The 21,934-nt window shown below is 61.1% G+C and carries 19 protein-coding genes and 1 riboswitch; of the genes, 12 read left to right on the forward strand and 7 right to left on the reverse strand.

The genetic code is table 11. The features are described 5' to 3' along the window. The 6 genes from uvrA to udp form a co-directional block, all read left to right on the forward strand. Positions 1 to 2,405: excinuclease ABC subunit UvrA (uvrA, locus tag QZL67_RS07635; protein WP_292920103.1), on the forward strand; the 2,405-nt coding region annotated here is incomplete at its 5' end. Between the two features lie 176 nt (positions 2,406 to 2,581). Beyond that, positions 2,582 to 3,481, forward strand: a complete 900-nt coding sequence (era, locus tag QZL67_RS07640; RefSeq protein WP_022290139.1) for a GTPase Era — start codon at positions 2,582 to 2,584, stop codon at positions 3,479 to 3,481. Positions 3,482 to 3,743: 262 nt separating this feature from the next. Then, positions 3,744 to 4,520, forward strand: a complete 777-nt coding sequence (gene recO / locus QZL67_RS07645) for a DNA repair protein RecO (protein WP_292920105.1) — start codon at positions 3,744 to 3,746, stop codon at positions 4,518 to 4,520. A gap of 48 nt (positions 4,521 to 4,568) precedes the next feature. Continuing rightward, positions 4,569 to 5,036, forward strand: a complete 468-nt coding sequence (locus tag QZL67_RS07650) for a hypothetical protein (protein ID WP_022290141.1) — start codon at positions 4,569 to 4,571, stop codon at positions 5,034 to 5,036. Between the two features lie 35 nt (positions 5,037 to 5,071). Beyond that, positions 5,072 to 7,468 (forward strand): endonuclease MutS2, encoded by a 2,397-nt coding sequence (locus QZL67_RS07655; RefSeq protein WP_022290142.1) that lies wholly within the window; start codon positions 5,072 to 5,074, stop codon positions 7,466 to 7,468. Positions 7,469 to 7,558: 90 nt separating this feature from the next. Beyond that, the gene (gene udp, locus QZL67_RS07660) at positions 7,559 to 8,332 is read left to right on the forward strand and encodes a uridine phosphorylase (RefSeq protein WP_022290143.1); all 774 of its coding nucleotides are present in this window, start codon (positions 7,559 to 7,561) and stop codon (positions 8,330 to 8,332) included. 118 nt (positions 8,333 to 8,450) lie between these two features. Here the strand turns inward: udp and metA are convergent, their stop codons facing one another. From metA to QZL67_RS07690, 6 genes are all read right to left on the reverse strand, one after another. Continuing rightward, the gene (gene metA, locus QZL67_RS07665; RefSeq protein WP_022290144.1) at positions 8,451 to 9,389 is read right to left on the reverse strand and encodes a homoserine O-succinyltransferase; all 939 of its coding nucleotides are present in this window, start codon (positions 9,387 to 9,389) and stop codon (positions 8,451 to 8,453) included. A 2-nt stretch (positions 9,390 to 9,391) separates the two neighbouring features. Then, a complete protein-coding gene (locus QZL67_RS07670) occupies positions 9,392 to 10,678 on the reverse strand; it encodes an O-acetylhomoserine aminocarboxypropyltransferase/cysteine synthase family protein (RefSeq protein ID WP_022290145.1) in 1,287 nt (428 codons plus the stop codon). A gap of 372 nt (positions 10,679 to 11,050) precedes the next feature. Beyond that, complete coding sequence (locus QZL67_RS07675; RefSeq protein ID WP_022290146.1) at positions 11,051 to 11,869, reverse strand: mechanosensitive ion channel family protein; 819 nt, start codon at positions 11,867 to 11,869, stop codon at positions 11,051 to 11,053. Between the two features lie 39 nt (positions 11,870 to 11,908). After that, complete coding sequence (locus QZL67_RS07680; protein WP_022290147.1) at positions 11,909 to 12,268, reverse strand: DUF1294 domain-containing protein; 360 nt, start codon at positions 12,266 to 12,268, stop codon at positions 11,909 to 11,911. A gap of 77 nt (positions 12,269 to 12,345) precedes the next feature. Continuing rightward, the gene (locus QZL67_RS07685; protein ID WP_022290148.1) at positions 12,346 to 13,272 is read right to left on the reverse strand and encodes a pseudouridine-5'-phosphate glycosidase; all 927 of its coding nucleotides are present in this window, start codon (positions 13,270 to 13,272) and stop codon (positions 12,346 to 12,348) included. Positions 13,273 to 13,338: 66 nt separating this feature from the next. Then, positions 13,339 to 14,418, reverse strand: a complete 1,080-nt coding sequence (locus tag QZL67_RS07690; RefSeq protein WP_022290149.1) for a PfkB family carbohydrate kinase — start codon at positions 14,416 to 14,418, stop codon at positions 13,339 to 13,341. A 194-nt stretch (positions 14,419 to 14,612) separates the two neighbouring features. Between QZL67_RS07690 and QZL67_RS07695 the strand changes: the two genes are divergently transcribed. The 4 genes from QZL67_RS07695 (at position 14,613) to QZL67_RS07710 (ending at position 20,437) form a co-directional block, all read left to right on the forward strand. Continuing rightward, positions 14,613 to 15,500: a hypothetical protein gene (locus QZL67_RS07695; protein ID WP_022290150.1), complete on the forward strand. Its 888-nt coding sequence runs from the start codon at positions 14,613 to 14,615 to the stop codon at positions 15,498 to 15,500. Between the two features lie 199 nt (positions 15,501 to 15,699). Continuing rightward, the gene (gene asnS, locus QZL67_RS07700; protein WP_022290151.1) at positions 15,700 to 17,094 is read left to right on the forward strand and encodes an asparagine--tRNA ligase; all 1,395 of its coding nucleotides are present in this window, start codon (positions 15,700 to 15,702) and stop codon (positions 17,092 to 17,094) included. 189 nt (positions 17,095 to 17,283) lie between these two features. Further along, positions 17,284 to 18,585, forward strand: coding sequence for a serine dehydratase subunit alpha family protein (locus QZL67_RS07705; protein WP_022290152.1), 1,302 nt, complete (start codon positions 17,284 to 17,286; stop codon positions 18,583 to 18,585). A 266-nt stretch (positions 18,586 to 18,851) separates the two neighbouring features. Next, positions 18,852 to 18,947: riboswitch (glycine riboswitch) on the forward strand. A 119-nt stretch (positions 18,948 to 19,066) separates the two neighbouring features. After that, positions 19,067 to 20,437 (forward strand): sodium:alanine symporter family protein, encoded by a 1,371-nt coding sequence (locus tag QZL67_RS07710; protein ID WP_292920111.1) that lies wholly within the window; start codon positions 19,067 to 19,069, stop codon positions 20,435 to 20,437. 37 nt (positions 20,438 to 20,474) lie between these two features. On the opposite strand, the gene QZL67_RS07715 is transcribed toward QZL67_RS07710, so the two are convergent. Next, positions 20,475 to 21,152, reverse strand: a complete 678-nt coding sequence (locus QZL67_RS07715) for an RsiV family protein (RefSeq protein ID WP_022290154.1) — start codon at positions 21,150 to 21,152, stop codon at positions 20,475 to 20,477. 198 nt (positions 21,153 to 21,350) lie between these two features. On the opposite strand from QZL67_RS07715, the gene QZL67_RS07720 reads away from it, so the two are divergent. Beyond that, positions 21,351 to 21,647 (forward strand): YerC/YecD family TrpR-related protein, encoded by a 297-nt coding sequence (locus QZL67_RS07720; RefSeq protein ID WP_022290155.1) that lies wholly within the window; start codon positions 21,351 to 21,353, stop codon positions 21,645 to 21,647. Continuing rightward, positions 21,644 to 21,934, forward strand: a 291-nt coding sequence (locus QZL67_RS07725; RefSeq protein WP_292920107.1) for a methyltransferase domain-containing protein, incomplete at its 3' end; no start/stop codon positions are given. The genes QZL67_RS07720 and QZL67_RS07725, both read left to right, overlap by 4 nt.

Genomic DNA, 21,934 nt, shown 5'->3' on the forward strand with positions numbered 1-21,934 from the left:
CCCTGCCGGAGGGCACCCGCATCCAGGTGATGGCACCGGTGATCCGGGGCAAGAAGGGCGAGCACGTGAAGGTGTTCGAGGACGCCAAGCGCTCCGGCTATGTCCGGGCCCGGGTGGACGGGAACCTCTACGAGCTGGACGAGGAGATCAAGCTGGAGAAAAACAAAAAACACAACATTGAGATCGTGGTGGACCGGCTCATCATCCGGCCGGACATCCAGCAGCGCCTGACGGACAGCGTGGAGACCGCCTCCGGCCTCTCCGGCGGGCTGGTGGTCATCAATCTGCTGCGGGAGGAGCAGGACCTGATGTTCTCCCAGAACTACGCCTGCGAGGATTGCGGCATCTCCATCGAGGAGCTGACGCCCCGGATGTTCTCCTTCAACAACCCCTTCGGCGCCTGCCCCACCTGCACGGGCCTAGGCAGCCAGCTCAAGGCCGACCCGGCCCTGGTGGTGCCGGACCCCAACCTCTCCATCCTGGAGGGCGCCATCCAGGCCAGCGGCTGGGGCAATATCCGCTCCGACGGCATCTCCCGGATGTATTTTGACGCCCTGTCCAAAAAGTACGGCTTCAAGCTCACCACCCCCTGGAAGGACCTGAGCGACGAGGTGAAGGACGTCATCCTCTACGGTACCAAGGGGGAGAAGCTGGAGCTCCACTATGACCAGCCCCGGGGCAAGGGCGTTTTGTACCAGGTCTTCGAGGGCATCTGCAACAATGTGGAGCGGCGCTATCAGGAGACCCAGAGCGACGCCAGCAAGCGGGAGCTGGAAGAAGTGATGGCGGAGTGTCCCTGTCCCACCTGCCATGGCCGCCGGCTGAAAAAGGAGTCCCTGGCGGTGACGGTGGGGGATCTGGACATCTTTTCCTTTACGGAGCTGTCCGTGACGGACGAACTTGCCTGGGTGGACAAGCTGACACTCACCGAGCAGCAGATGCGCATCGCGGGGCGGATTTTGAAGGAGATCAAATCCCGGCTGGGCTTTTTGCAGTCCGTGGGCCTTGGGTACCTGACCCTGGCCCGGGCGGCGGCCACCCTCTCCGGCGGCGAGAGCCAGCGCATCCGCCTGGCCACCCAGATCGGCTCATCCCTGATGGGGGTCCTCTATATTCTGGATGAACCCTCCATCGGTCTTCACCAGCGGGACAACGACAAGCTGCTGGCCACGCTGCGGAATCTCCGGGATCTGGGCAATACCCTTCTGGTGGTGGAGCACGACGAGGATACCATGCGGGCGGCGGACTACCTCATCGACATCGGCCCCGGCGCCGGTGTTCACGGCGGTCAGGTGGTGGCCGCCGGCACGCCGGAGGAGGTCATGGCCAATCCGAATAGCCTTACGGGTCAGTACCTCTCCGGCAAGAAGAAAATCCCGGTTCCCACGGAGCGCCGCAAGGGCAGCGGAAAATTCCTGAAAGTCATCGGCGCGGCGGAAAACAACCTCGGCCACATTGATGTCACCTTCCCTCTGGGCACTTTCACCGTGGTCACCGGCGTCTCCGGCTCCGGCAAGTCCTCCCTGGTCAACGAGGTGCTCTTCAAGCGGTTGGGAGCGGACCTTATGCGGATGAAGGTCCATCCCGGCAAGTGTGACCGGATCGAGGGCATCGAGAACCTGGACAAGGTAGTGGACATCGACCAGAGCCCCATCGGCCGGACGCCTCGCTCCAACCCTGCCACCTACACGGGGCTTTTCAACGACATCCGGGACCTCTTCGCCTCCACCCAAGAGGCCAAGAGCCGGGGCTACGGTCCGGGACGGTTTTCCTTCAATGTCCGTGGCGGACGGTGTGAGGCCTGCTCCGGCGACGGCGTGTTGAAAATTGAGATGCACTTCCTGCCGGATATTTTCGTCCCCTGCGAGGTTTGCAAGGGCAAGCGGTACAACCGGGAGACTCTGGAGGTCCGCTACAAGGGCAAGAACATCGCCGAGGTGCTGGATATGACGGTGGACGAGGCGGTGGAGTTCTTCTCCGCACTGCCCAGGCTCCGGAACAAGCTCCAGACCCTTCAGGACGTGGGTCTTGGGTATGTAAAACTGGGCCAGCCCTCCACGGAGCTCTCCGGCGGCGAGGCCCAGCGGGTGAAGCTGGCCACCGAGCTCTCCAAGCAGGCCACCGGCCGCACCATCTATATTCTGGACGAGCCCACCACCGGCCTCCACAGCGAGGATGTGCGCAAGCTCCTGGAAGTCCTGCAGCGCTTGGTAGACACCGGCAACACCGTGGTGGTCATCGAGCACAACCTGGATGTCATCAAGTGCGCTGACCACCTCATTGACCTGGGGCCCGAGGGGGGCGACGGCGGCGGCACTGTTGTTGTCACCGGCACGCCGGAGGAAGTGGCAGCCTGCCCGGAGAGCTTTACAGGCCAGTATCTCAAAAAAGTGCTGGTGCGGTAAGAAACCATGCACCTGCCTGCGAATCCGTTGTATTTTCCGCCGGTTTGTGATAGTGTGGAAAAAACCGGTGGAAAGAACTCCTGAGAATGACCGCATTCGCAGGAGAGATTCCCCGTATTCCAACCGGAGCGTCCGGTATCAAATATTGCTTAACGAAAGAAAGTTGAGGATCACCTATGTCTAACATCAAAAACGTTGCTATGATCACCGTCTGCGGTCGGCCCAATGTGGGCAAATCCAGCCTCACCAATGCGCTGGTGGGGGAGAAGGTCGCCATCGTCTCCAACAAGGCACAGACCACCCGGAACCGGATTTACGGTGTGGTGAACCGGGAGGACACCCAGTATATCCTACTGGACACCCCCGGCCTCCACAAGCCCAAGTCCGCCCTGGGGGACTATATGGTCAAGGTCGTCACCTCCAGTCTCTCCGACGTGGACTGTGCCCTTTTGCTGGTGGAGCCCATCGCTCATGTGGGTGGCCCGGAGAAGGCCCTGATCGAGCGCATCCAGGAGGAAAAGATTCCCTGCATCCTCTGTATCAACAAGATCGACACCGTGGAGCCCTCCGCGCTGCTGCCGGTGATCGCGGCCTACAATGAGACCTGGGATGGGTTTGACGCCATCATTCCCATCTCCGCCCACACCGGCAGCGGACTGGACGATCTGATGCATGAGCTGCGTAAGTACGCCCAGGAGGGCCCCCAGCTGTTCCCGGACGGACAGACCAGCGACCAGCCGGAGCGGCAGGTGATGGGCGAGATCATCCGGGAGAAGCTGCTGCTCTGCCTGGATAAGGAGATCCCCCACGGCACCGCCGTGGAGATCACCAAATTCTCTGAGCGGGATTCCGGCGTGGTGGATGTGGACGCCACCATCTACTGCGAAAAGGCCAGCCACAAGGGCATCATCATCGGCAAGCAGGGCGCCATGCTGAAAAAGATCAGCTCCCTGGCCCGGCACGACATGGAGAAGTTCATGGGCACCAAGGTGTATCTGGAGACTTGGGTCAAGGTCAAGGAAAACTGGCGGGACAACGTGAATTACGTGCGGAGCTTCGGCTATCAGGACGAGTGAGAGGGCACCGGAGCGCGGTGCCGCAGAAACGACTCAAATTTTGAAAAACACACCCGGACATTTCCAGCCATCAAATCCGACAAAATCCGCAGACTAAGTCCAAAGGAGGTCTGCGGATTGGAAACTTTGCTTTGGGACTGGTTTTATGAGACCGGGGAGCCGATGGCCTATGTGCTTTACCGCCGGGCTGAGGCGGAAGACCTGTAAGCGGGGCGGCGCTGCCGCCCTCTACATAGCACAGCCCGGAAGGAGGAGGCACACCGTGGCATCCACGCCCTACATCGTCACAAGGGGCATCGTCCTCCGGGAGACGGAGACGAAAGAGAGCGATAAGATTCTGACGCTTTTGACGGCGGACCACGGGAAGATCCCCATAATTGCCCGGGGCGCCCGCCGGAAAAGCTGCAAGTTTGCAGCTGCCGCCCAGCATCTGGTGTGGTCTGAGTGGACACTCTACCAAAAAGGCGAGTGGTACTATGCCAACGAAGGAGCCACGCTGGAGCTGTTTACTGGACTGCGAGTGGACCTGGATGCGCTGGCCCTGGGATGCTACTTTGCGGAGCTGACCGAGGCAGTTACCAGTGAGGAGGTGCCGGCGGAGGGGCTGCTGCGCCATTTGCTCAACGGCCTTTACGCACTGGGGACCCTGCGCAAGCCCCCGGTGCTGGTGAAGGCAGCTTTTGAGATGAAGCTCCTGTGCCTTGCGGGCTACGAGCCGCTGGTGGACAGCTGTGCGTACTGCGGCCGGGCGGACCCGGAGCAGCCGCTGCTGGATGTGGTCCAGGGGGTTCTCCGCTGCCGGAGCTGCGGCGTTAAGGAGAGTACCTTGTCCATGCCGCTGTGCACCAGCTCTCTGGCAGCACTGCGGCATATCGTCTACGGGGACCCCAAGCGGCTCTATTCCTTTACATTGGGGGAGGACGCTCTGGAGCGTCTGGCCGGGGCAGCTGAGGCATTTGCGGCGGCTCAGTTGGAGCGGGGGTTCCGGACGCTGGATTTCTATAAGAGCCTTCAGCTCCCGAAACCCTCGTCCAAATAGGGTACAAACTGTAATATTTTAAAACTAATATACAATGTGGAGCGAAAAATGAAGGAATTTGTCGTCGGCCTCTACCGCCTGGAGGTGGATGTGGAGGCGACCCGGGCCTATTACGATGCCCACCCCGGCCCCTGGATCACCTGTGAATGCGATGGATGCCGGAACTTTGCCAGGGCAGCGGGGAAACTGCCCCGGGCGGTGGTGGATTTTTTCCAGACGCTGGGGCTGGATCCGGAAAAGCCGGGGGAGCTGTGTTTCTACCAGGGGACGCCGGAGACGCTCTCCGGCGGCGGCTGGTATCATCTGGTGGGACGAGTGGTGGAGGGTTCCTCCAAACCCGGGGACTATGAAATATTTCCGGCGGGGTGGTATGATCTGGCAGAGGGATTCTCTGTTGGGTTCAAAACGGAGTGTGACCTGCTGCCGGACGACTTTCCAAAGCCCTGTTTCCAGATGGAGTTCAACCATGTGATGCCCTGGGTCCTGAACAAGCCCAATCCCTATATCTATGAATGACCATCAAGTGAAAACGCTTGACAGGAGATCTGAGAATGAGCGAGCAATTTGAAAAATCCATCCGCACTCTGGAACTGCCCAGAGTGCTGCAGCTGCTCTCCGAGCAGGCGGTCAGCGCGGAGGGGAAGGCCCGGTGCCTGCGCATCCGCCCGGAGACGGAGGCGGAGGAAGCGCTGCGGCTGCTGGACCAGACGGACGCCGCCCGGGCTATGATCGGCCTGCGGGGCAGTCCCTCCTTTTCCGGTGTCAAGCCGGTGGCGGAGGCACTGGACCGGGCGGACCGGGGCGGCAGCCTGAACACCCGGGAGCTGCTGAGCATTGCGGACCTACTGACCGCCGCCCGGCGTGCCAAGGAGTACTTCTCCGGCGATGACCGGACGGAAAAGACGGCTATTGACCATTTGTTTTTGTCCCTCCACGGAAACCGTTTCCTGGAGGAGACCATCAAGCGCTGTATCCCCGACGAGGATACCATTGCCGATGCCGCCAGCCCGGAGCTGGCGGATATCCGCCGCCACATGCGGGCGGCCCAGGCCAAGAGCCGCCAGATTCTGCAGAAGATCATCTCTTCTCCCACTTACGGGAAGATCCTGCAGGAGACCATCATCACCCAGCGGGACGGCCGCTTTGTGGTGCCGGTCAAGGCGGAGCACAAGGGAGACCTGCCGGGCCTGGTGCATGATATCTCCTCCTCCGGCGCCACGCTGTTTGTGGAGCCCATGGGAGTGGTTCAGGCCAACAACGAGCTCATCGAGCTGGAGGCCAAGGAGCAGCAGGAGATCGAGCGCATCCTGGCGGATCTGTCTGCCCAGGCGGCGGCCCATCGGGAGGACATCCAGTGGGACTATGACACCTTGGTGCATCTGGACGTGATTTTCGCCCGGGGACAGCTGAGCTATCGGATGGACGGCGTGCGTCCCCTGGTCCGGCGGGACGGGGCCATCCACCTGCGCAAGGCCCGGCATCCGCTGCTGGACCCCAAGACGGCAGTGCCCATCGACATTGAGCTGGGCGGCGCCTTTGACACCCTGGTCATCACCGGTCCCAACACCGGCGGTAAAACCGTCTCCCTGAAGACGCTGGGCCTTCTGACGCTGATGACCCAGTGCGGCCTGCACATCCCCGTGGCAGACCGCAGCGAGATCTCTGTCTATGAGCGGGTGCTGGCGGACATCGGCGATGAGCAGAGCATTGAACAGAGTTTGTCCACTTTCTCGGCCCATATGGTCAATATCGTGAATATTTTGAAGGAAGCGGACCGCCGCAGCCTGATCCTGTTTGATGAGTTGGGCGCCGGTACGGACCCGGTGGAGGGCGCGGCACTGGCTATCGCCATTATCCAGCACGTCCGGAAAGCAGGGGCGCGGGTGGCGGCCACTACCCATTATGCCGAGCTCAAGACCTTTGCCATGACCACCGCGGGGGTGGAGAACGCCTCCTGCGAATTTGACGTGGAGACACTGCGGCCCACTTACCGGCTGCTGATCGGTATCCCCGGCAAGTCCAATGCCTTTGCCATTTCCAAGCGGCTGGGATTGCCGGATGAGGTGATCGAGACCGCCAAGGCGCAGATAAACAACGATTCCGTCCGGTTCGAGGATGTGCTCACTCAGCTGGAGGCCAAGCGCCAGGCGCTGGAAAAGCAGCAGGTGGAGGCGGACCGGCTCTACCGGCAGCGGGAGGAGGACGCCCGCAAAGCCCGGGAGTTCCGGGAGCAGATGGAGCGGGCCAAGGAGAATGCCCGCAGCCGCGGCGAGGCAGAGGCCAAGCGCATCCTGCGGGATGCCCGGGCCACAGCCGATCAGGTGTTTTCCGAACTTGCCGAGATGCGCAAGGCCCAGGCCAAGGCGGAGCGCACCATGAATGCCAACGAAGCCAGGGCCAATCTCTTCCGCCAGCTCAACGAGGCGGAGGATGCCGCTACCCGCCGGGATGCCCGGCAGGAGCCCATCCCCAAGCCCAGCAGGCCCATCCGGGTGGGAGATCTGGTGGAGTTCCCCGGTGTCCGCCAGCCGGCGGAGGTGGTGTCTGTCGGGAAAGACGGCACGTTGCAGCTCAAGGCCGGTGTGCTCAAGCTCAAGGCCAAAGCCAATGAAGTCCGGCTCATTGAGGACGACGAGCGGGCGGCAAAGAAGAAGGCACCGGCGGTCACCATCCGGCAGAACGCCGACCGGGCCCTGCGGGCCTCTGCCCCCCGGGAACTGGATATCCGGGGCCTGGAGACGCTGGAGGCAGAGAGTGTGGTGGAGAATTTTCTCTCCGCTGCCGTCATGGCCCATCTGGAGACCGTCACCATCATCCACGGCAAGGGTACCGGCGCGCTGCGCAAGGCGGTCCATGCCGTTTTGCGGCGAAATAAGGCGGTGAAGGATTTCCGGCTGGGGGTTTACGGCGAGGGTGAGTCCGGTGTGACCGTGGTCACGCTGAAATAAGAGCGTCTGCGGACGGAAAGCAGACGGCCTTTACAAAGGTATTTGCTGTCTGCTATACTGAAACCAAATTCTGAACAATGAGGTGACGGTATGCAAGCGATGGAAAGACCGTATCACATCGGGTGCACCCCGGAAGACGTGGGTCGCTACTGCATTTTGCCGGGTGATCCGGGTCGGGTGCCCGCCATTGCGGCGTTGTTTGACGACGCCAAGCAGGTGGGCTGCAACCGGGAATTCAACGTCTGGACCGGAACCCTGCTGGGGGAGAAGGTGACGGCCTGTTCCACCGGCATTGGCGGCCCTTCCGCAGCAATCGCCATGGAAGAACTGCACAAGTGCGGTGCCGATACCTTCATCCGCACGGGAACCTGCGGCGGTATTGCGCTGGAAGTCCAGGCCGGAGATATCGTAGTGGCCACCGGCGCTGTCCGCTTTGAACATACCAGCATGGAATATGCTCCCATCGAGTTTCCGGCGGTGGCGGATTTTACCATCACCGGCTGCCTGGTAGAGGCGGTGAAGAAGCTGGGGTATCCCCTGCATACCGGCGTCGTCCAGTGCAAGGACAGCTTTTACGGCCAGCACAGCCCTGAGGCGTCCCCTGTCTCCTATGAGCTCAAGGCCAAATGGGAGGCCTGGAAACGTCTGGGCGTCAAGGCCAGTGAGATGGAGTCCGCAGCACTGTTTGTGGTGGCGGCAGCCTTGGGCTGCCGGTGCGGCTCCTGTTTCCATGTGGTGTGGAACCAGGAGCGGGAGGCTGCCGGTCTGGACCAGAAGAAGAGCGAGGATACGTCCACCTCTGTGAAGGCGGCAGTGGAGGCGCTGAAGCTGCTGATCCGGCAGGATCGGGAAGCCAACAGATAACCGGGGCAGGGCATTCTGCACTTTGCCCGGTACATCGTCCATATCTCGTAATACCACTGAGCTGACTGAGGTTCATGAAAAAACGCGCCGTGTTCCTTTTGGAACACGGCGCGTTTTTTCAGTTGTCTGTGCGGATGCCGCGCTGGATATCCCGGATATCGTAGGGGGCGGTCTGATAGACGAAATAGTTGAGCCAGTTGGAGTAAAGAAGATGGGCACAGGAGCGCCAGGTCACTACCGGCTTGCGGTTGGGGTTGTCGTCCGGAAAATAATTCTCCGGCACATGAACGGGAACGCCGGCCACCAGGTCCCGCATGTACTCATTGCGCAGGGTGTCCCGGTCGTATTCCGCGTGGCCCATCAAAAAGATCTGACGGCCCTGGTCGGTCTTGACGGCGTAGACCCCCGCCTCGGGAGAAGAGGCGAGGACTTTCAGCCCCGGTACGGCCTCAATATCCTCCCGCAGCACCGTGGTGTTGCGGGAATGGGGCACCCAGAACTCGTCGTCAAACCCCCGGAAGAGGATGAAATTGGGGTCCTCCACGGTATGGCGGAACACGCCGGAGAGCTTTTGGAGCAGCTGCCGCTTGGGAATGCCGTAGTGGTAATAAAGGCCCGCCTGGGCGCCCCAGCAGATATGGAGAGTGGAGTGGACATGGGTCTTGCTCCACTCCATGATCTCACACAGCTCCGGCCAGTAGTCCACCTCTTCAAAGGGCAGGTTCTCCACCGGTGCGCCGGTGATGATGAGCCCGTCGAACGTGCGGTCCCGCACCTCGTCAAAGGACTTATAAAAAGCCAACATGTGCTCCTGAGAGGTGTTTTTGGAAACATGGCCGCTGGGGGCGATCAGCTCCAGCTGAATCTGCAGCGGGGTGTTGCCCAGAACCCGGGCCAGCTGGGTCTCCGTGTCCACCTTAGTGGGCATCAGGTTCAAAAGGAGAATCTGCAGCGGTCGGATGTCCTGGGTGATGGCCCGGGTCTCCGTCATGACGAAGATGTTCTCCCGGGTCAGTGTGGCGGTGGCAGGCAGCTGGTTTGGAATCTTGATGGGCATGCTTACTTCACCTGGTCCAGCGCCTGGGCGATGTCGTCGATGAGGTCCTGCTTGCTCTCCAGGCCGCAGCTCATCCGCACCAGGCCTGCGGGGATGCCGGCCTCAGCGAGCTGCTGGTCGGTCATCTGGCGGTGGGTGGAGGAGGCGGGATTGAGGCAGCAGGTGCGGGCGTCGGCCACGTGGGTCTCGATGGCTGCCAGCTTCAGATGCTTCATGAAGGTCTCAGCAGCGGTCCGGCCGCCCTTGAGCTCGAAGGACACCACGCCGCAGGAGCCATGAGGCAGGTATTTTTCCGCCAGGGCATGATACTTGTCACCGGGGAGGCCGCAGTAGCTCACATGGGAGACCTTGGGATGGGCGGCCAGGAACTCCGCAACCGCCTGGCCGTTTTCACAGTGGCGGGCCATGCGGACATGGAGGCTCTCCAGGCCCAGGTTCAGATAAAAGGCGTTCTGGGGGGACTGGATGGAGCCGAAGTCCCGCATCAGCTGGGCGGTGCACTTGGTGATAAAGGCACCCTCCTTGCCGAACTTCTCGGCGTAGGTGATGCCGTGATAGCTCTCATCCGGGGTAGTGAGGCCGGGGAATTTGTCGGCATGGGCCATCCAGTCAAACTTGCCGGAGTCCACGATGGCACCGCCCACGGCGGTGCCGTGGCCGTCCATGTACTTGGTGGTGGAGTGGGTGACGATGTCGGCACCCCACTCGAAGGGGCGGCAGTTGACGGGGGTGGCGAAGGTGTTGTCCACGATCAGGGGGACGCCATGGGCGTGGGCGGCGTTGGCGAACTTCTCAATGTCCAGCACGGTCAGAGCGGGGTTGGCGATGGTCTCACCGAAAACGGCCTTGGTGTTGGGCCGGAAGGCGGCGTTGAGTTCCTCTTCGGTACAGTCGGGACCCACAAACGTGGTCTCGATGCCCATCTTCGCCATGGTGACGGAGATCAGGTTGAAGGTACCGCCGTAGATGGAGGAAGAGGCCACAATGTGGTCGCCGCAGCTGGCAATGTTGAAGAGGGCGAAGAAGTTGGCCGCCTGACCGGAGGAGGTCAGCATGGCCGCGGTGCCGCCTTCCAGCTCGCAGATCTTGGCAGCCACGTAATCGTTGGTGGGGTTCTGGAGCCGGGTGTAGAAATAACCGGTGGCCTCCAGATCAAAGAGCTTGCCCATGTCCTCGCTGGTGGCGTACTTGAAGGTGGTGGACTGGATGATAGGGATCTGTCGGGGCTCCCCGTTGCCGGGGGTGTAGCCGCCCTGGACGCATTTGGTTTCCAGACGATAGTTGCTCATAATGGGAACTCCTTTCCAATGTCGGGGGACGAAAAAAGGCTTTCGTCCCAAAGATCGTTCTTTGAGACGAAAGCCTGTGATGCTTCCGCGGTACCACTCAAATTGCGGCGGGTATCAAACCGACCGCCCCTCATGGGGTCCAACAACCCCTTCGCACTGACGCAGCGTACGCGGGACGCCCTAGCGGCATTTCTGCCCTCGAACGGCCAGCTCAGGAGCCATAGGACCTGAGACCCCTTGCCGCCGGCTTCCACCGCCCGCCGGCTCTCTGGAGGCGCCTGATCTCGTCCCTCTCCGTCATCGCTTTGGAAAGTATTATAGAAAAGCGGGTCGGATTTGTCAACAGCGGATTTTTCCCGAAGAGGCGCCGCCTCAGCTCCGGTTTTCCACGATGTGGACGTTCAGGTGGTCGTAGGTCATCTCAACGTCATGAGCGGCAAAGGCCTCCCGCAGGCGCTCTCCCAAGGCAAAGTGGACGTCCCAGTAATTCTCCGGCGTGGCCCAGCAGTAGATGGTGTATTCGATGGAACTGTCACCGTAATTGGTGAGGTACACGCTGGGGGCCGGGTCCTCCAGAATGTGCTCTGTTTTGGCCAGGGCCTCCCGGCAGGCGGCCTTCACCGTCTCAGTGGGGGCATCATAGGAGGCGGTCACCTTGCGGGTCACCCGGCGGCGGCCCAGCAGGGTGTAGTTGGAGACCTTGGAACTGGCCAGCTCCTTGTTGGGCAGCATCACCAGCACGCCCTCCGGCGTGATGAGCTTGGTGTGGTTGAGGTTGATCTCCTCCACCGTGCCGGAGGTGGAATCGGCCTCAATAAAGTCCCCGATGGAAAAAGGGTGGGAGGAGAGGATCACCAGGCCGCCGGCCACGTTTCCCAGAATGTCCTCCGCGGCCAGGGTGACGCCCAGAGACCCCACCGACAGCAGCGCCACCAGAGAGCTCATGTCGATCTCCAGGCACTCCGCCGTGATGATGCCGGCCACAATGTAGAGCACCAGCCGGATGCCGGAGAGCATGTAGCGTTGGACCCGCTCATCCAGCTTGGACTGGGACAACAGCCGCCGGATCAGCTTCATCAGCAGCCGGATGACAATCAGGCAGGTGACAAGGATGGCGGCGGCGGTCAGGATCTTGCTGGCGGAGAGTGTGCCGAAGGCAGTGCCCAGAGCGGAAGAAATGGTTGTGGTCATAGGATGGCTCCTTTCCCAGAAACAGCGGTGCTCACGGCATCAGCCTGCCCGCAGCCGCCAGATGGCGATCCCCACCGGGATCAGGATCTGCAAAATCAAAATGGCCGGGATTCCATAGCGGAAGGACCGGTGCAGCGTCTTGTGATGAAAGACCCGCATGCCCAGCAGCGCGCCGATGCTGCCGCCTAGGACGGAGAGCAGGAACAGCGTCTTCTCCGGCACCCGGCGGATGGTCTCGTTGCGGACCTTCCGGCGGGCCTTCCACTTGTCCAGGCCGAATACCAGAAAGGTAACAAGATTGATGAGAACCAGCCAGATCCCCAGCAGTGCCCAGGGATTGCCAATCACCGCAAAAAGCGTGGTGGAATTTTCCGTTGGCAGATAGAGCGCCTTTTCCATTATGGGTGCCCCCTATTCTTGAAAGAATACAAAAAGACTGGCCGGAATGCTCCGGCCAGTCCAGTGTATCAGAAATCTCAGCCTCTGACAAGACGGCTCAGCTCACCGGCGGTCTGAGCGGCCAGCCGGGCGTTGTTGTACACCAGCTGGATGTTGGAGGCCAGGGAATCGCCGCCGGTCAGGTCTTTGATCTTGGCCAGCAGGAAGGGGGTGGTCTCCTTGCCGTGGATGCCCTGGGCATTGGCTTCGGCCACCGCCTCGTCAATGGCCTTGTTGATAACGTCTGCGTCCATGGAGAATTCTTCGGGAATGGGGTTGGTCACCAGCATGCCGCCGCCAAGGCCCATGTCCTGCTTGACGTAAAACGCCTTGGCCAGTTCTGCAGGGGTGTCGATCTCATAGTCCACCTGGAAGCCGCTCCTGCGGGTGTAGAAGGCGGGCAGCTCCTTGGTGCCGTAGCCGATGACAGGCACGCCGTGGGTCTCCAGATACTCCAGGGTCAGCCCCAGGTCCAGAATGGACTTGGCACCGGCGCAGACCACCATCACGGGGGTGTGGGCCAGCTCCTCCAGGTCGGCGGAGATGTCGAAAGTCTGCTGGGCGCCCCGGTGCACACCGCCGATACCGCCGGTGGCGAATACGGAGATCCCCGCCATGTGGGCGATGATCATGGTGGTGGTGACGGTGGTGGCGCCGTCCCGACCCTCTGCCACCAGCACCGGCAGATCCCGGCGGCTGGCCTTGGCAACGGCGGTGCCGGTCTTGCCCAGGTAGTTGATTTCCTCCGGGCTCAGGCCCGCTTTCAGCCGGCCGCCGATGACCGCGATGGTGGCGGGGACCGCACCGTTGTCCCGAATAATCTTCTCCACGTTCAGCGCTGTCTCCACATTCTGGGGATAGGGCATGCCGTGGGAGATGATGGTGGACTCCAGAGCCACCACAGGGCGGCCCTCATCCAGGGCCTGGCGCACTTCAGGCGCAACGTCAAGATACTTGTTGAGCATGAGAATGATTCCTCCGTCTATCATGAAATTTTGAAAAAACCGTAAAACGAAACCTGCATCCGGCTGTCAGCCTGCTGCCCGGCGCTTGAGGGCCTCCTCGCACAGCGCGGAGTTGATGGTCTCCACTCCCTCCATGGCAATGGCGGCGGCCCCCAGGCCTGCCAGGGCGGTGTGCTCCAGGTCCGTGCCCTGAAGGTAGGCCCAGGTGATGGCGGCCATGAAGGCGTCGCCGCAGCCGGTGGTGTTCACCATCTTGGCCGGGAGCACCGGCAGATGGAGCCGGCTGGTGTGGTCGGCGGCAAAGACACCGTCACCGCCCAGAGAGATAAACACCCGCCGCAGACCGGTGGCGAGCAGGGCATCTGCTGCGGCGTTGAGGCTTGCCTCGTCAGTAATGGATACGCCGGAGAGCAGTTCCGCTTCCATACGGTTGGGCTTGAGGGTGTGGAGCTTTCCCAGCACCGGCCGCAGCTTTTCCGCCTTGGAGGTGGAGACTGGATCAGCAAAGATGGGCACGCCGGCGTGCTCGGCAAGCCAGGCAATGGACGCGGCGGGGATGTTGGTGTCCATAACAATCACCTGGCTGTTGCACAGGAGCTTTTGCCGCTGGGCCAGCACCTGGGGGGTGAGATGGCGGTAGATGTCCATATCGCTGACCGCCAGCGTCATATCCCCCTGCTCATCGGTGATGAAGAGGTAGGTGGAGGTCCGGCCGCCGGGGATCACGGGGGACTGAGAGATGTCAATGCCCAGCTCCCCGCAGCTGGCGGCGATTTTCTGGGCATAAAGATCGTCTCCGAACACGGTGAGCAGTCGGGTGTCCACCCCCAGAAGGCTCAGGTTGTGGGCGATGTTGCGCCCCACCCCGCCCAGGGACATGCCCACGGTGCCGGGGTTGGAGTCCTGCATCACCAGGGGGGCCGCCGGGTGTCCGCCGATGTCCATGTTTACGCCGCCCACCACTGTCACGTAAGGGGCGGTGTGGATGATATAGCCCTTGCCGGAGATGTAGCCCTTTTTCATCAGATTGGAGATGTGCACCGCCACAGAGGACCGGGTGATGCCCGCCTTGTCCGCCAGCTCCTGCTGAGAGATCATCGGATTTTCCTCAATCCAGTTGAGAAGCTGCCGCTCGCGCTGTGTCATGCCGGCCCTCCTAATCTAAACAAAAATTTAGAAACATAATCCTATGCTTAGATTATTCAGCTTTCGGGGAAAAGTCAATCCCCAATTTCCACATCTCTGTGGAAATTTCGTGAACTTCTGAGAAAGAAAGCGCCGGCGGCGGAACAAATCCGCGGCCAACGCCGACAGAAGAGACAGAAAGGGAGGCGAAGGAAATGAAAGCGAGACTGGCCTTTTTGAGCATTGGTCTGTGCCTTTGTCTGCTGGCAGGATGGGGCGTGTCCGGGGAAAAGCCGCTGCAGGAGGAGACGCCGCCGGAGGAATCCCCGGAAACCACCTTGTGCCGGGTGGTACAGGAGGATCAGGGGACGCTGCTGCTGGCAGAGCAGGGGTCCACCGGGGTGTTTACGCTGCCGCTGGGAGATCAGGATATGACGTTGGACGGCGCGGAGTTTGATCCGTCGGCACCTGGGGCGTACCAGGCTCTGCCGGGAGGCTCCTTGGCCGGGACGACGGTGTTGGTGACCAATTCCGGCGGGTTCCAGGAGACCTGGCCCCTTCAGTTTTCCAATGTCACGGCACTGGCGTTTTCCACGAAGGAGTTCAACGATCTCAGCGTACTCTATCTCCAGGTGCTGGAGGATCTGTGGGCGGTGGATTCCGGCCTCAACGAAAGTATCATAGAGCTGGGGGTGGATCTCTCGGGGACCAGCCTCAGCTACCCCGAGCGGCAGGCAGTGGCATGGGCCTTCGGTCAGGCCCATGGGCTGACGGCCATTCAGGGAACGTATGAAGAGCTGGCGGAGGGCGGCTATCTGACTCCAATCTCTTTTGAAGGCTCCGCCGGAGAGGGAGAGGAGCGCCCGGCGCTGTACCAGTGGGAGGACGGGTGCTTGTTCTCCATCACAGAGACGGACGATCCGGTGGTGTTCAGTCTGCCTTCTCTGGGGCCCGGTGACGAGATCCCGGACTACGACGGCGTGCGTTTTAACGCCGAGAAGTGGTGCTTCCCGCTGGGAGCTTACTATTTCCAGGACTGCACCGCCGTCAGCACCGGAGGTCACTGGGGGAGCTATACTGTGGGCAGCGAGGCCATTTCGTAAGAAGCGGCGGGGCTGGGCGAAGCGCCGGCCCCGCCGGTTTTCTGCCTGCTTCCGGGAACCAGAGCAGAGCCCTTGACGAATGCAGCTGCGGAAGACGTCCGGCGGAGAGATTCCGGGCACTTTTCTCTTGTAAAATGGGAGGAAGTGGAGTACAATAACAAAGAATTGTCCCAAAAATGAGAAAAACGGGTGAGTTTCTATGAGTTATACAAAAATCGCGGCCATTTACGCCGACAGCGAGGCCCTCAGCGGCCAGACCGTCACCGTGGGCGGTTGGGTCCGCACCATTCGGGATCTGAAGGGGTTTGGATTCATTGAACTCAATGACGGCTCCTGCTTCCGCAACCTCCAGGTGGTCATGGAGGCGGCGGCCCTTTCCAACTACGCCGATATCGCCGCCCAGAACGTGGGTGCGGCGCTGATCGTCACCGGCACCGTGGTGCTGACGCCGGAGGCCAAGCAGCCCCTGGAGCTCAAGGCCACGGAGATCACAGTGGAGGGCGCGTCCTCTCCGGACTATCCCCTGCAGAAAAAGCGCCACAGTGTGGAGTTCCTGCGGACCATCCAGCACCTGCGTCCCCGGACGAACCTGTTCTCCGCCACCTTCCGGGTGCGGAGCGTGGCGGCCTACGCCATCCATCAGTTCTTTCAGGAGCGGGGTTTCGTCTACGTCCATACCCCCATCATCACCGCCAGCGACTGCGAGGGTGCCGGTGAGATGTTCCGGGTGACCACCCTGGACCCGGAGAACCCGCCCCGCAAGGAGGACGGCACCGTGGACTTCAGCCAGGACTTCTTCGGAAAGCCCGCCAACCTCACGGTCTCCGGCCAGCTCAACGCCGAGAACTTTGCCATGGCCTTCGGCGATGTGTACACCTTCGGCCCCACCTTCCGGGCGGAGAACTCCAACACCCAGCGCCATGCCGCGGAGTTCTGGATGATCGAGCCGGAGATGGCCTTCTGCGACCTCAAGGGCGACATGGACGTGGCGGAGGAGATGATTAAGTTCGTCATCCGCACCGTCATGGAAAAGTGCCCCGACGAGCTGAACTTCTTCAACAGCTTCGTGGATAAGGGCCTCAAGGAGCGTCTGGAGCACGTGGCTTCCTCCGACTTCGGCCGGGTGAGCTATACCGAGGCCGTGGAGATTCTGGAAAAGTACAACGACCAGTTCGACTACAAGGTGTTCTGGGGCTGCGATCTGCAGACAGAGCACGAGCGCTTCCTCACCGAAAAGGTGTACAAGAAGCCGGTGTTCGTCACGGACTATCCCAAGGAGATCAAGGCGTTTTACATGCGCATGAACGACGATGGCAAGACCGTGGCGGCGGCGGACTGCCTGGTGCCCGGCATCGGCGAGATCATCGGCGGCAGCCAGCGTGAGGAGCGTCTGGACCTGCTGGAGGCCCGAATCAAGGAACTGGGCATGAAGACCGAGGACTACTGGTGGTATCTGGACCTGCGGCGCTACGGTTCCTGCAAGCACGCGGGCTTTGGCCTGGGCTTTGAGCGCCTGGTGATGTATCTCACCGGCGTTGCCAACATCCGGGACGTGTTGCCCCATCCCCGCACCGTGGGCAACGCGGAGTTCTGAGAAAAAGATTCCGGCCTTCCCGGAATCAAAGCGGGAAAGGCACAGGACACATGTGGGAAAAAGGCGGTCAGGCATTGTCTGGCCGCCTTTTTGCAAAGTACCGCGGAAGCTGGGCTTGTGCCCTTTCCGGCGGTGGGATATAATGAAACCGTTACAAACGAAAAACCAACAGCTGATCGGAGGGTACAGATGGAAAAGACGCCGCATTATGAAAGCTATGTGGAGATTCTGCGGGAAGAGCTGATTCCCGCCATGGGCTGTACAGAGCCCATCGCCATCGCTCTGGCCGCCGCCAAGGCCCGTCAGGCACTGGGAATGCTGCCGGAGACCTGCCGGGTAGAAGTCAGCGGCAATATCATCAAAAATGTCAAGGCAGTCACTGTGCCCAATACCGGCGGACTCAAGGGCATCGAGGCGGCGACCGCCGCCGGTGTGGTGGCAGGGCGGCCGGAGCTGGAGCTGGAGGTGCTCTCCCAGGTGACGCCGGAGGAGATCGCCGCCATCGGGGCGTTTTTAAAGGACCATGAGATCCGGGTGCTGCCCATGCAGGGAGACCGGGTGTTCTACATCAATGTGACGCTTCTGGCCGGGGGCCACTCCGCCTGCTGTGAGATCATGGATTACCACACCAATATCACCCGTATCCAGCGGGATGAGCAGGTACTCTTTCGGAAGACGCCCGAAACAGACGAGGAGCAGGAGCAGACGGACCGCTCCGTTCTCAGCATTGAGGAGATCATCCGCTTTGCCGACTGCCTGGACCCGCAGGATGTGGAAGAGGTACTGGGGCGTCAGATCGAATACAACAGCGCCATTTCGGAGCAGGGACTTCAGGGCGGCTGGGGCGCGGAGGTGGGCCGGACGCTGCTGACGGTCTATGGTGACAACGTGGCCATCCGGGCCAAGGCAGCGGCCGCCGCCGGCTCCGATGCCCGGATGAGCGGCTGCGAGCTGCCGGTGGGGATCGGCTCCGGCATCCGCAACACGGGGATGTCCGGCAGCGGCAACCAGGGCATGACCGCCTCGCTGCCGGTCATTACTTACGCCCGGGACCGGGGAGCATCCCGGGAGGAATTGCTGCGGGCCCTGGCGGTGGCGGATCTGGTGACCATCCACCAAAAAACCGGCATCGGGCGGCTCTCTGCCTTCTGCGGGGCTGTCAGCGCCGGATGCGGTGCGGCGGCCGGTGTGGCGTACCTTCTGGGCGGACGGTATGACGTGATCGCTCACACCATTGCCAATACGCTGGCCATCTGCGCCGGTATGATCTGCGACGGGGCCAAGCCCTCCTGCGCCGCCAAGATTGCCGCGGCGGTGGATGCGGGGCTGTTGGGCTACGAGATGTATATGCACGGCGGTCATGAGTTTGTCGGCGGTGAAGGGATCATCCAGAAGGGCGTGGAGAACACCATCGGCAACGTGGGCCGTCTGGCCCGGGAAGGTATGCGGAAAACGGATCAGGAGATCCTGGATATCATGGTGGGTCGCTGAGGCGGCGCGTGGGGGAAGCGGGGCACGCTTCTCCCACACCTTTCCCTCACCCCATTTCAGGCGGCGGAGCTGCGGAGCGGCTGCTCCGGAAAATGTCGCCAATTGACGGACAATTTTCCACCACAGGCATTGACATCCGGGAAAAAGCGTGGTAAGGTATCACCTGTAATCAAATAATGGCAAACGAAGTCCGTAGGGAAACGGCGCAAGCCTGCCGAAGGAGTGAAACTCTCAGGCGTCCCCTGACGGGGATAGGGACTATGGACGGATGTGGCTCTGGAGAAGCTCAGAAACGAGTACCGAAGGTGCAAGGCGGCTGTATGGCTGCTGAATCTCTCAGGTAAAAGGACAGAGTAGAGGGTTAACGGGGATTCCTCCGCGGGAAGGAGGGTCTGCCGGTCTTCTTTGTATTGGGCTGGAAGCTGCCGCATCGGCGTTCCGGTCCTTTTTGTTTGCAAAGAAGGAGAGAGAAAACATGGATATGGATCTGTTGGCTGCCAAGGTCAGTGACCTGGCGGGGTTCGTCTGGAACGGCCTTTTGCTGTACCTGCTGGTGGGCACCGGCATCATCTTCACCATCCGCACCCGCTTTATCCAGGTGCGCAAGTTCGGGACCGGTTTCCGCCGGCTCTTCGGCAGCGTGAACCTCAACGGGGAAAAGGCCGGCAAGGAGGGCATGAGTTCCTTCCAGGCAGTGGCTACCTCCATCGCTGCCCAGGTGGGCACCGGCAATATCACCGGATGTGCCACCGCCATGATCTCCGGCGGCCCCGGCGCCATTTTCTGGATGTGGGTGGCGGCCTTCTTCGGTATGGCCACCATTTACGGCGAGGCGGTGCTGGCCCAGACCTTCAAGACCAAGGACGAGTCGGGCCACGTCATCGGCGGCCCGGTCTATTACATCCGGGCGGTATTCAAGGGAACTTTCGGCAAGATCCTGGCAGGCTTCTTTGCACTGGCCATTATCTTTGCGCTGGGCTTTACCGGCAACATGGTCCAGTCCAATGCCATCTCCAACGCCTTCCAGAAGGCGCTGGGCGTGCCGACCTGGGTGGTTGGCATCCTGCTGGCAGTGGTGGCGGCCTTCATCTTCCTGGGCGGCGTGACCCGGATCGCCTCCGTCACGGAGAAGCTGGTGCCCATCATGGCCTGCTTTTATTTGGTGGGCGCCCTGGTGATGCTGGTGGCCAATATTACCAACCTGCCCCACGCGTTTGCACTGATTTTCCGGGGCGCGTTCCAGCCCCAGGCGGTTTTGGGCGGTGCCATGGGCATCGGTGTCCGGGAAGCCATGCGCTATGGCGTTGCCCGGGGCCTGTTCTCCAATGAGGCTGGCATGGGCTCCACTCCCCACGCCCACGCACTGGCCAAGGTGGAAAAGCCCCAGGATCAGGGTATCGTGGCCATGATCTGTGTGTTCATCGACACCTTTGTGGTGCTGACAATCACCGCGCTGGTGATGATCACCAGCGGTGCGCTGAATGTGGCGGACATGTCCGCAAATCCCGCGGCTGAGAACATGGCACAGGTGGCGTTCTCCACAGTATTCCGTGGGTTCGGTGACATCTTTGTGGCTATCTGCCTGCTGTTCTTCGCCTTCTCCACCATCATCGGCTGGTATTTCTTCGGCCAGCAGAATGTCAAGTACCTCTTCGGCACCAAGGCCGTGAAGGTCTACGCGGTGATCGCGGTGGTGTGCGTGGCACTGGGCTCCATTCTGGAGGCGCCGCTGGTGTGGAACCTCTCCGACCTGTTCAATGCGCTGATGGTGTTCCCCAACCTGATTGCGCTCCTGGCGCTCAGCGGCCTGGTGGCAAAAGCGGCCCGGGAGGATGACGGACTGCGCAGATAAAAAATAGAAGGACCGCCGCAGCTGCGGCGGTCCTTTTTTAGGGATGGGGAATCCGCAGATCCCCAAAAGGGACGGTAAAAGCGGGGATTCCCTCCATGGCCGGTGCGATGGCGTACATGGGATAAAAAAAGGTAAGACCGGCATCCGTCAGGTAATAGCTGCGGGAATTGAACCGCCGCCGCAGCAGGCGCCGCCAGTTCTCCCGGTACTGGGCGGTACCGGAGGATTCCTGCCGGGTGATCTCCGCCGCTGCCAGCGCAGTCAGCTGGCGCTTCCAGCCGCAGCGGCGGGGAAAGAATTCTCCCATGGACACCGGATACCCGGTCCGCAGGTCCCAGGTATCTCCCCAGCGCTGCATCAGCATCCGCCCGGGCAGCGTCACTTCCCGGGACTGAGTGTACAGGCTCCACAGCCCTCCTTCATTATAGGTGACGCGGTAGTCCAGAATCGCCTGAAATTGAGGAAGTGGTTTGCTGGCAGCCAGGGCCGCCCGGTACTCCGCCTCCGCCTGGGGAAGAAGCCACCCCTCACAGTAGCGGAGAAAAGAGCGGCACTGCAGCTGATAGTACCGCCAGATGCGGCGGGATACCCGGTCCTGGGCCGGCACCGGTTTGGGTACGGACACGCAGGCTGAGAGCACCGGAATTCCCTCCACCGTCCATTCCCGTTCCGCCGTGAAGGTCTCCGTGTGCAGCTCTGTCAGACTTTTTTTCATGTGCGCCGCTCCCTTCCCCAAATTCCGTTTGTGTCAGCCTATGCGGCGGGGCGAAAAGTGGTGCGGCGGATATACACACTTTAAAGAGTAAAAATTTTGCCGGTCAGCCTCTTTATTTTCACGCAGTACAATGTTAAAATATGAAAGACGGCTTCTCGCCGATCAACTGCTGGAACGATCCCAGAAAGGGTATGTGATATGGTAAAAATCGGGAAGAAGGAAAAGAACGACGAGCTGTACAAGGCTATTTTGCAGCTGAAGGACGAGCAGGAGTGCTATGATTTTTTCCAGGATCTGTGCACAATCTCTGAGCTGCGGGCCATGGAGCAGCGGTTTGAGGTGGCGTCCCTTCTGTACCAGGGAATGATCTATAACGATATTCTAGAGCGCACTGGAGCCTCCAGCGCCACCATCAGCCGGGTGAACCGTTCTTTAAGCTACGGCACGGGGGCTTATGCCAAGCTCTTTGAGCGCTGCAAGGAACAGCAGAAGTGAGCAGCTACGACGCGCTGGCCGCCGGCTATGACAGTCTGATGACGGATGTGGGATACAAAAAGCGGGCAGACTGGCTGATGCGTCAGTTCCGCAAAAGCGGCGTGCCGGTCCGGCGGGTGCTGGACTTGGCCTGCGGCACCGGGACCATGGCGTGTCTGCTGGCCCGGCGGGGCTACCAGGTAACTGCCACCGACGGTTCCGAGGAGATGCTGACCCAGGCCATGGCCAAGGCGGCGGATCTGGAATCTCCGCCGCTGTTCCTGCATCAGGCCATGCCCCGGCTGCGG

The organism is Oscillibacter sp. CAG:155, assembly GCA_000436875.1.
Lineage (GTDB): Bacteria > Bacillota > Clostridia > Oscillospirales > Oscillospiraceae > Oscillibacter.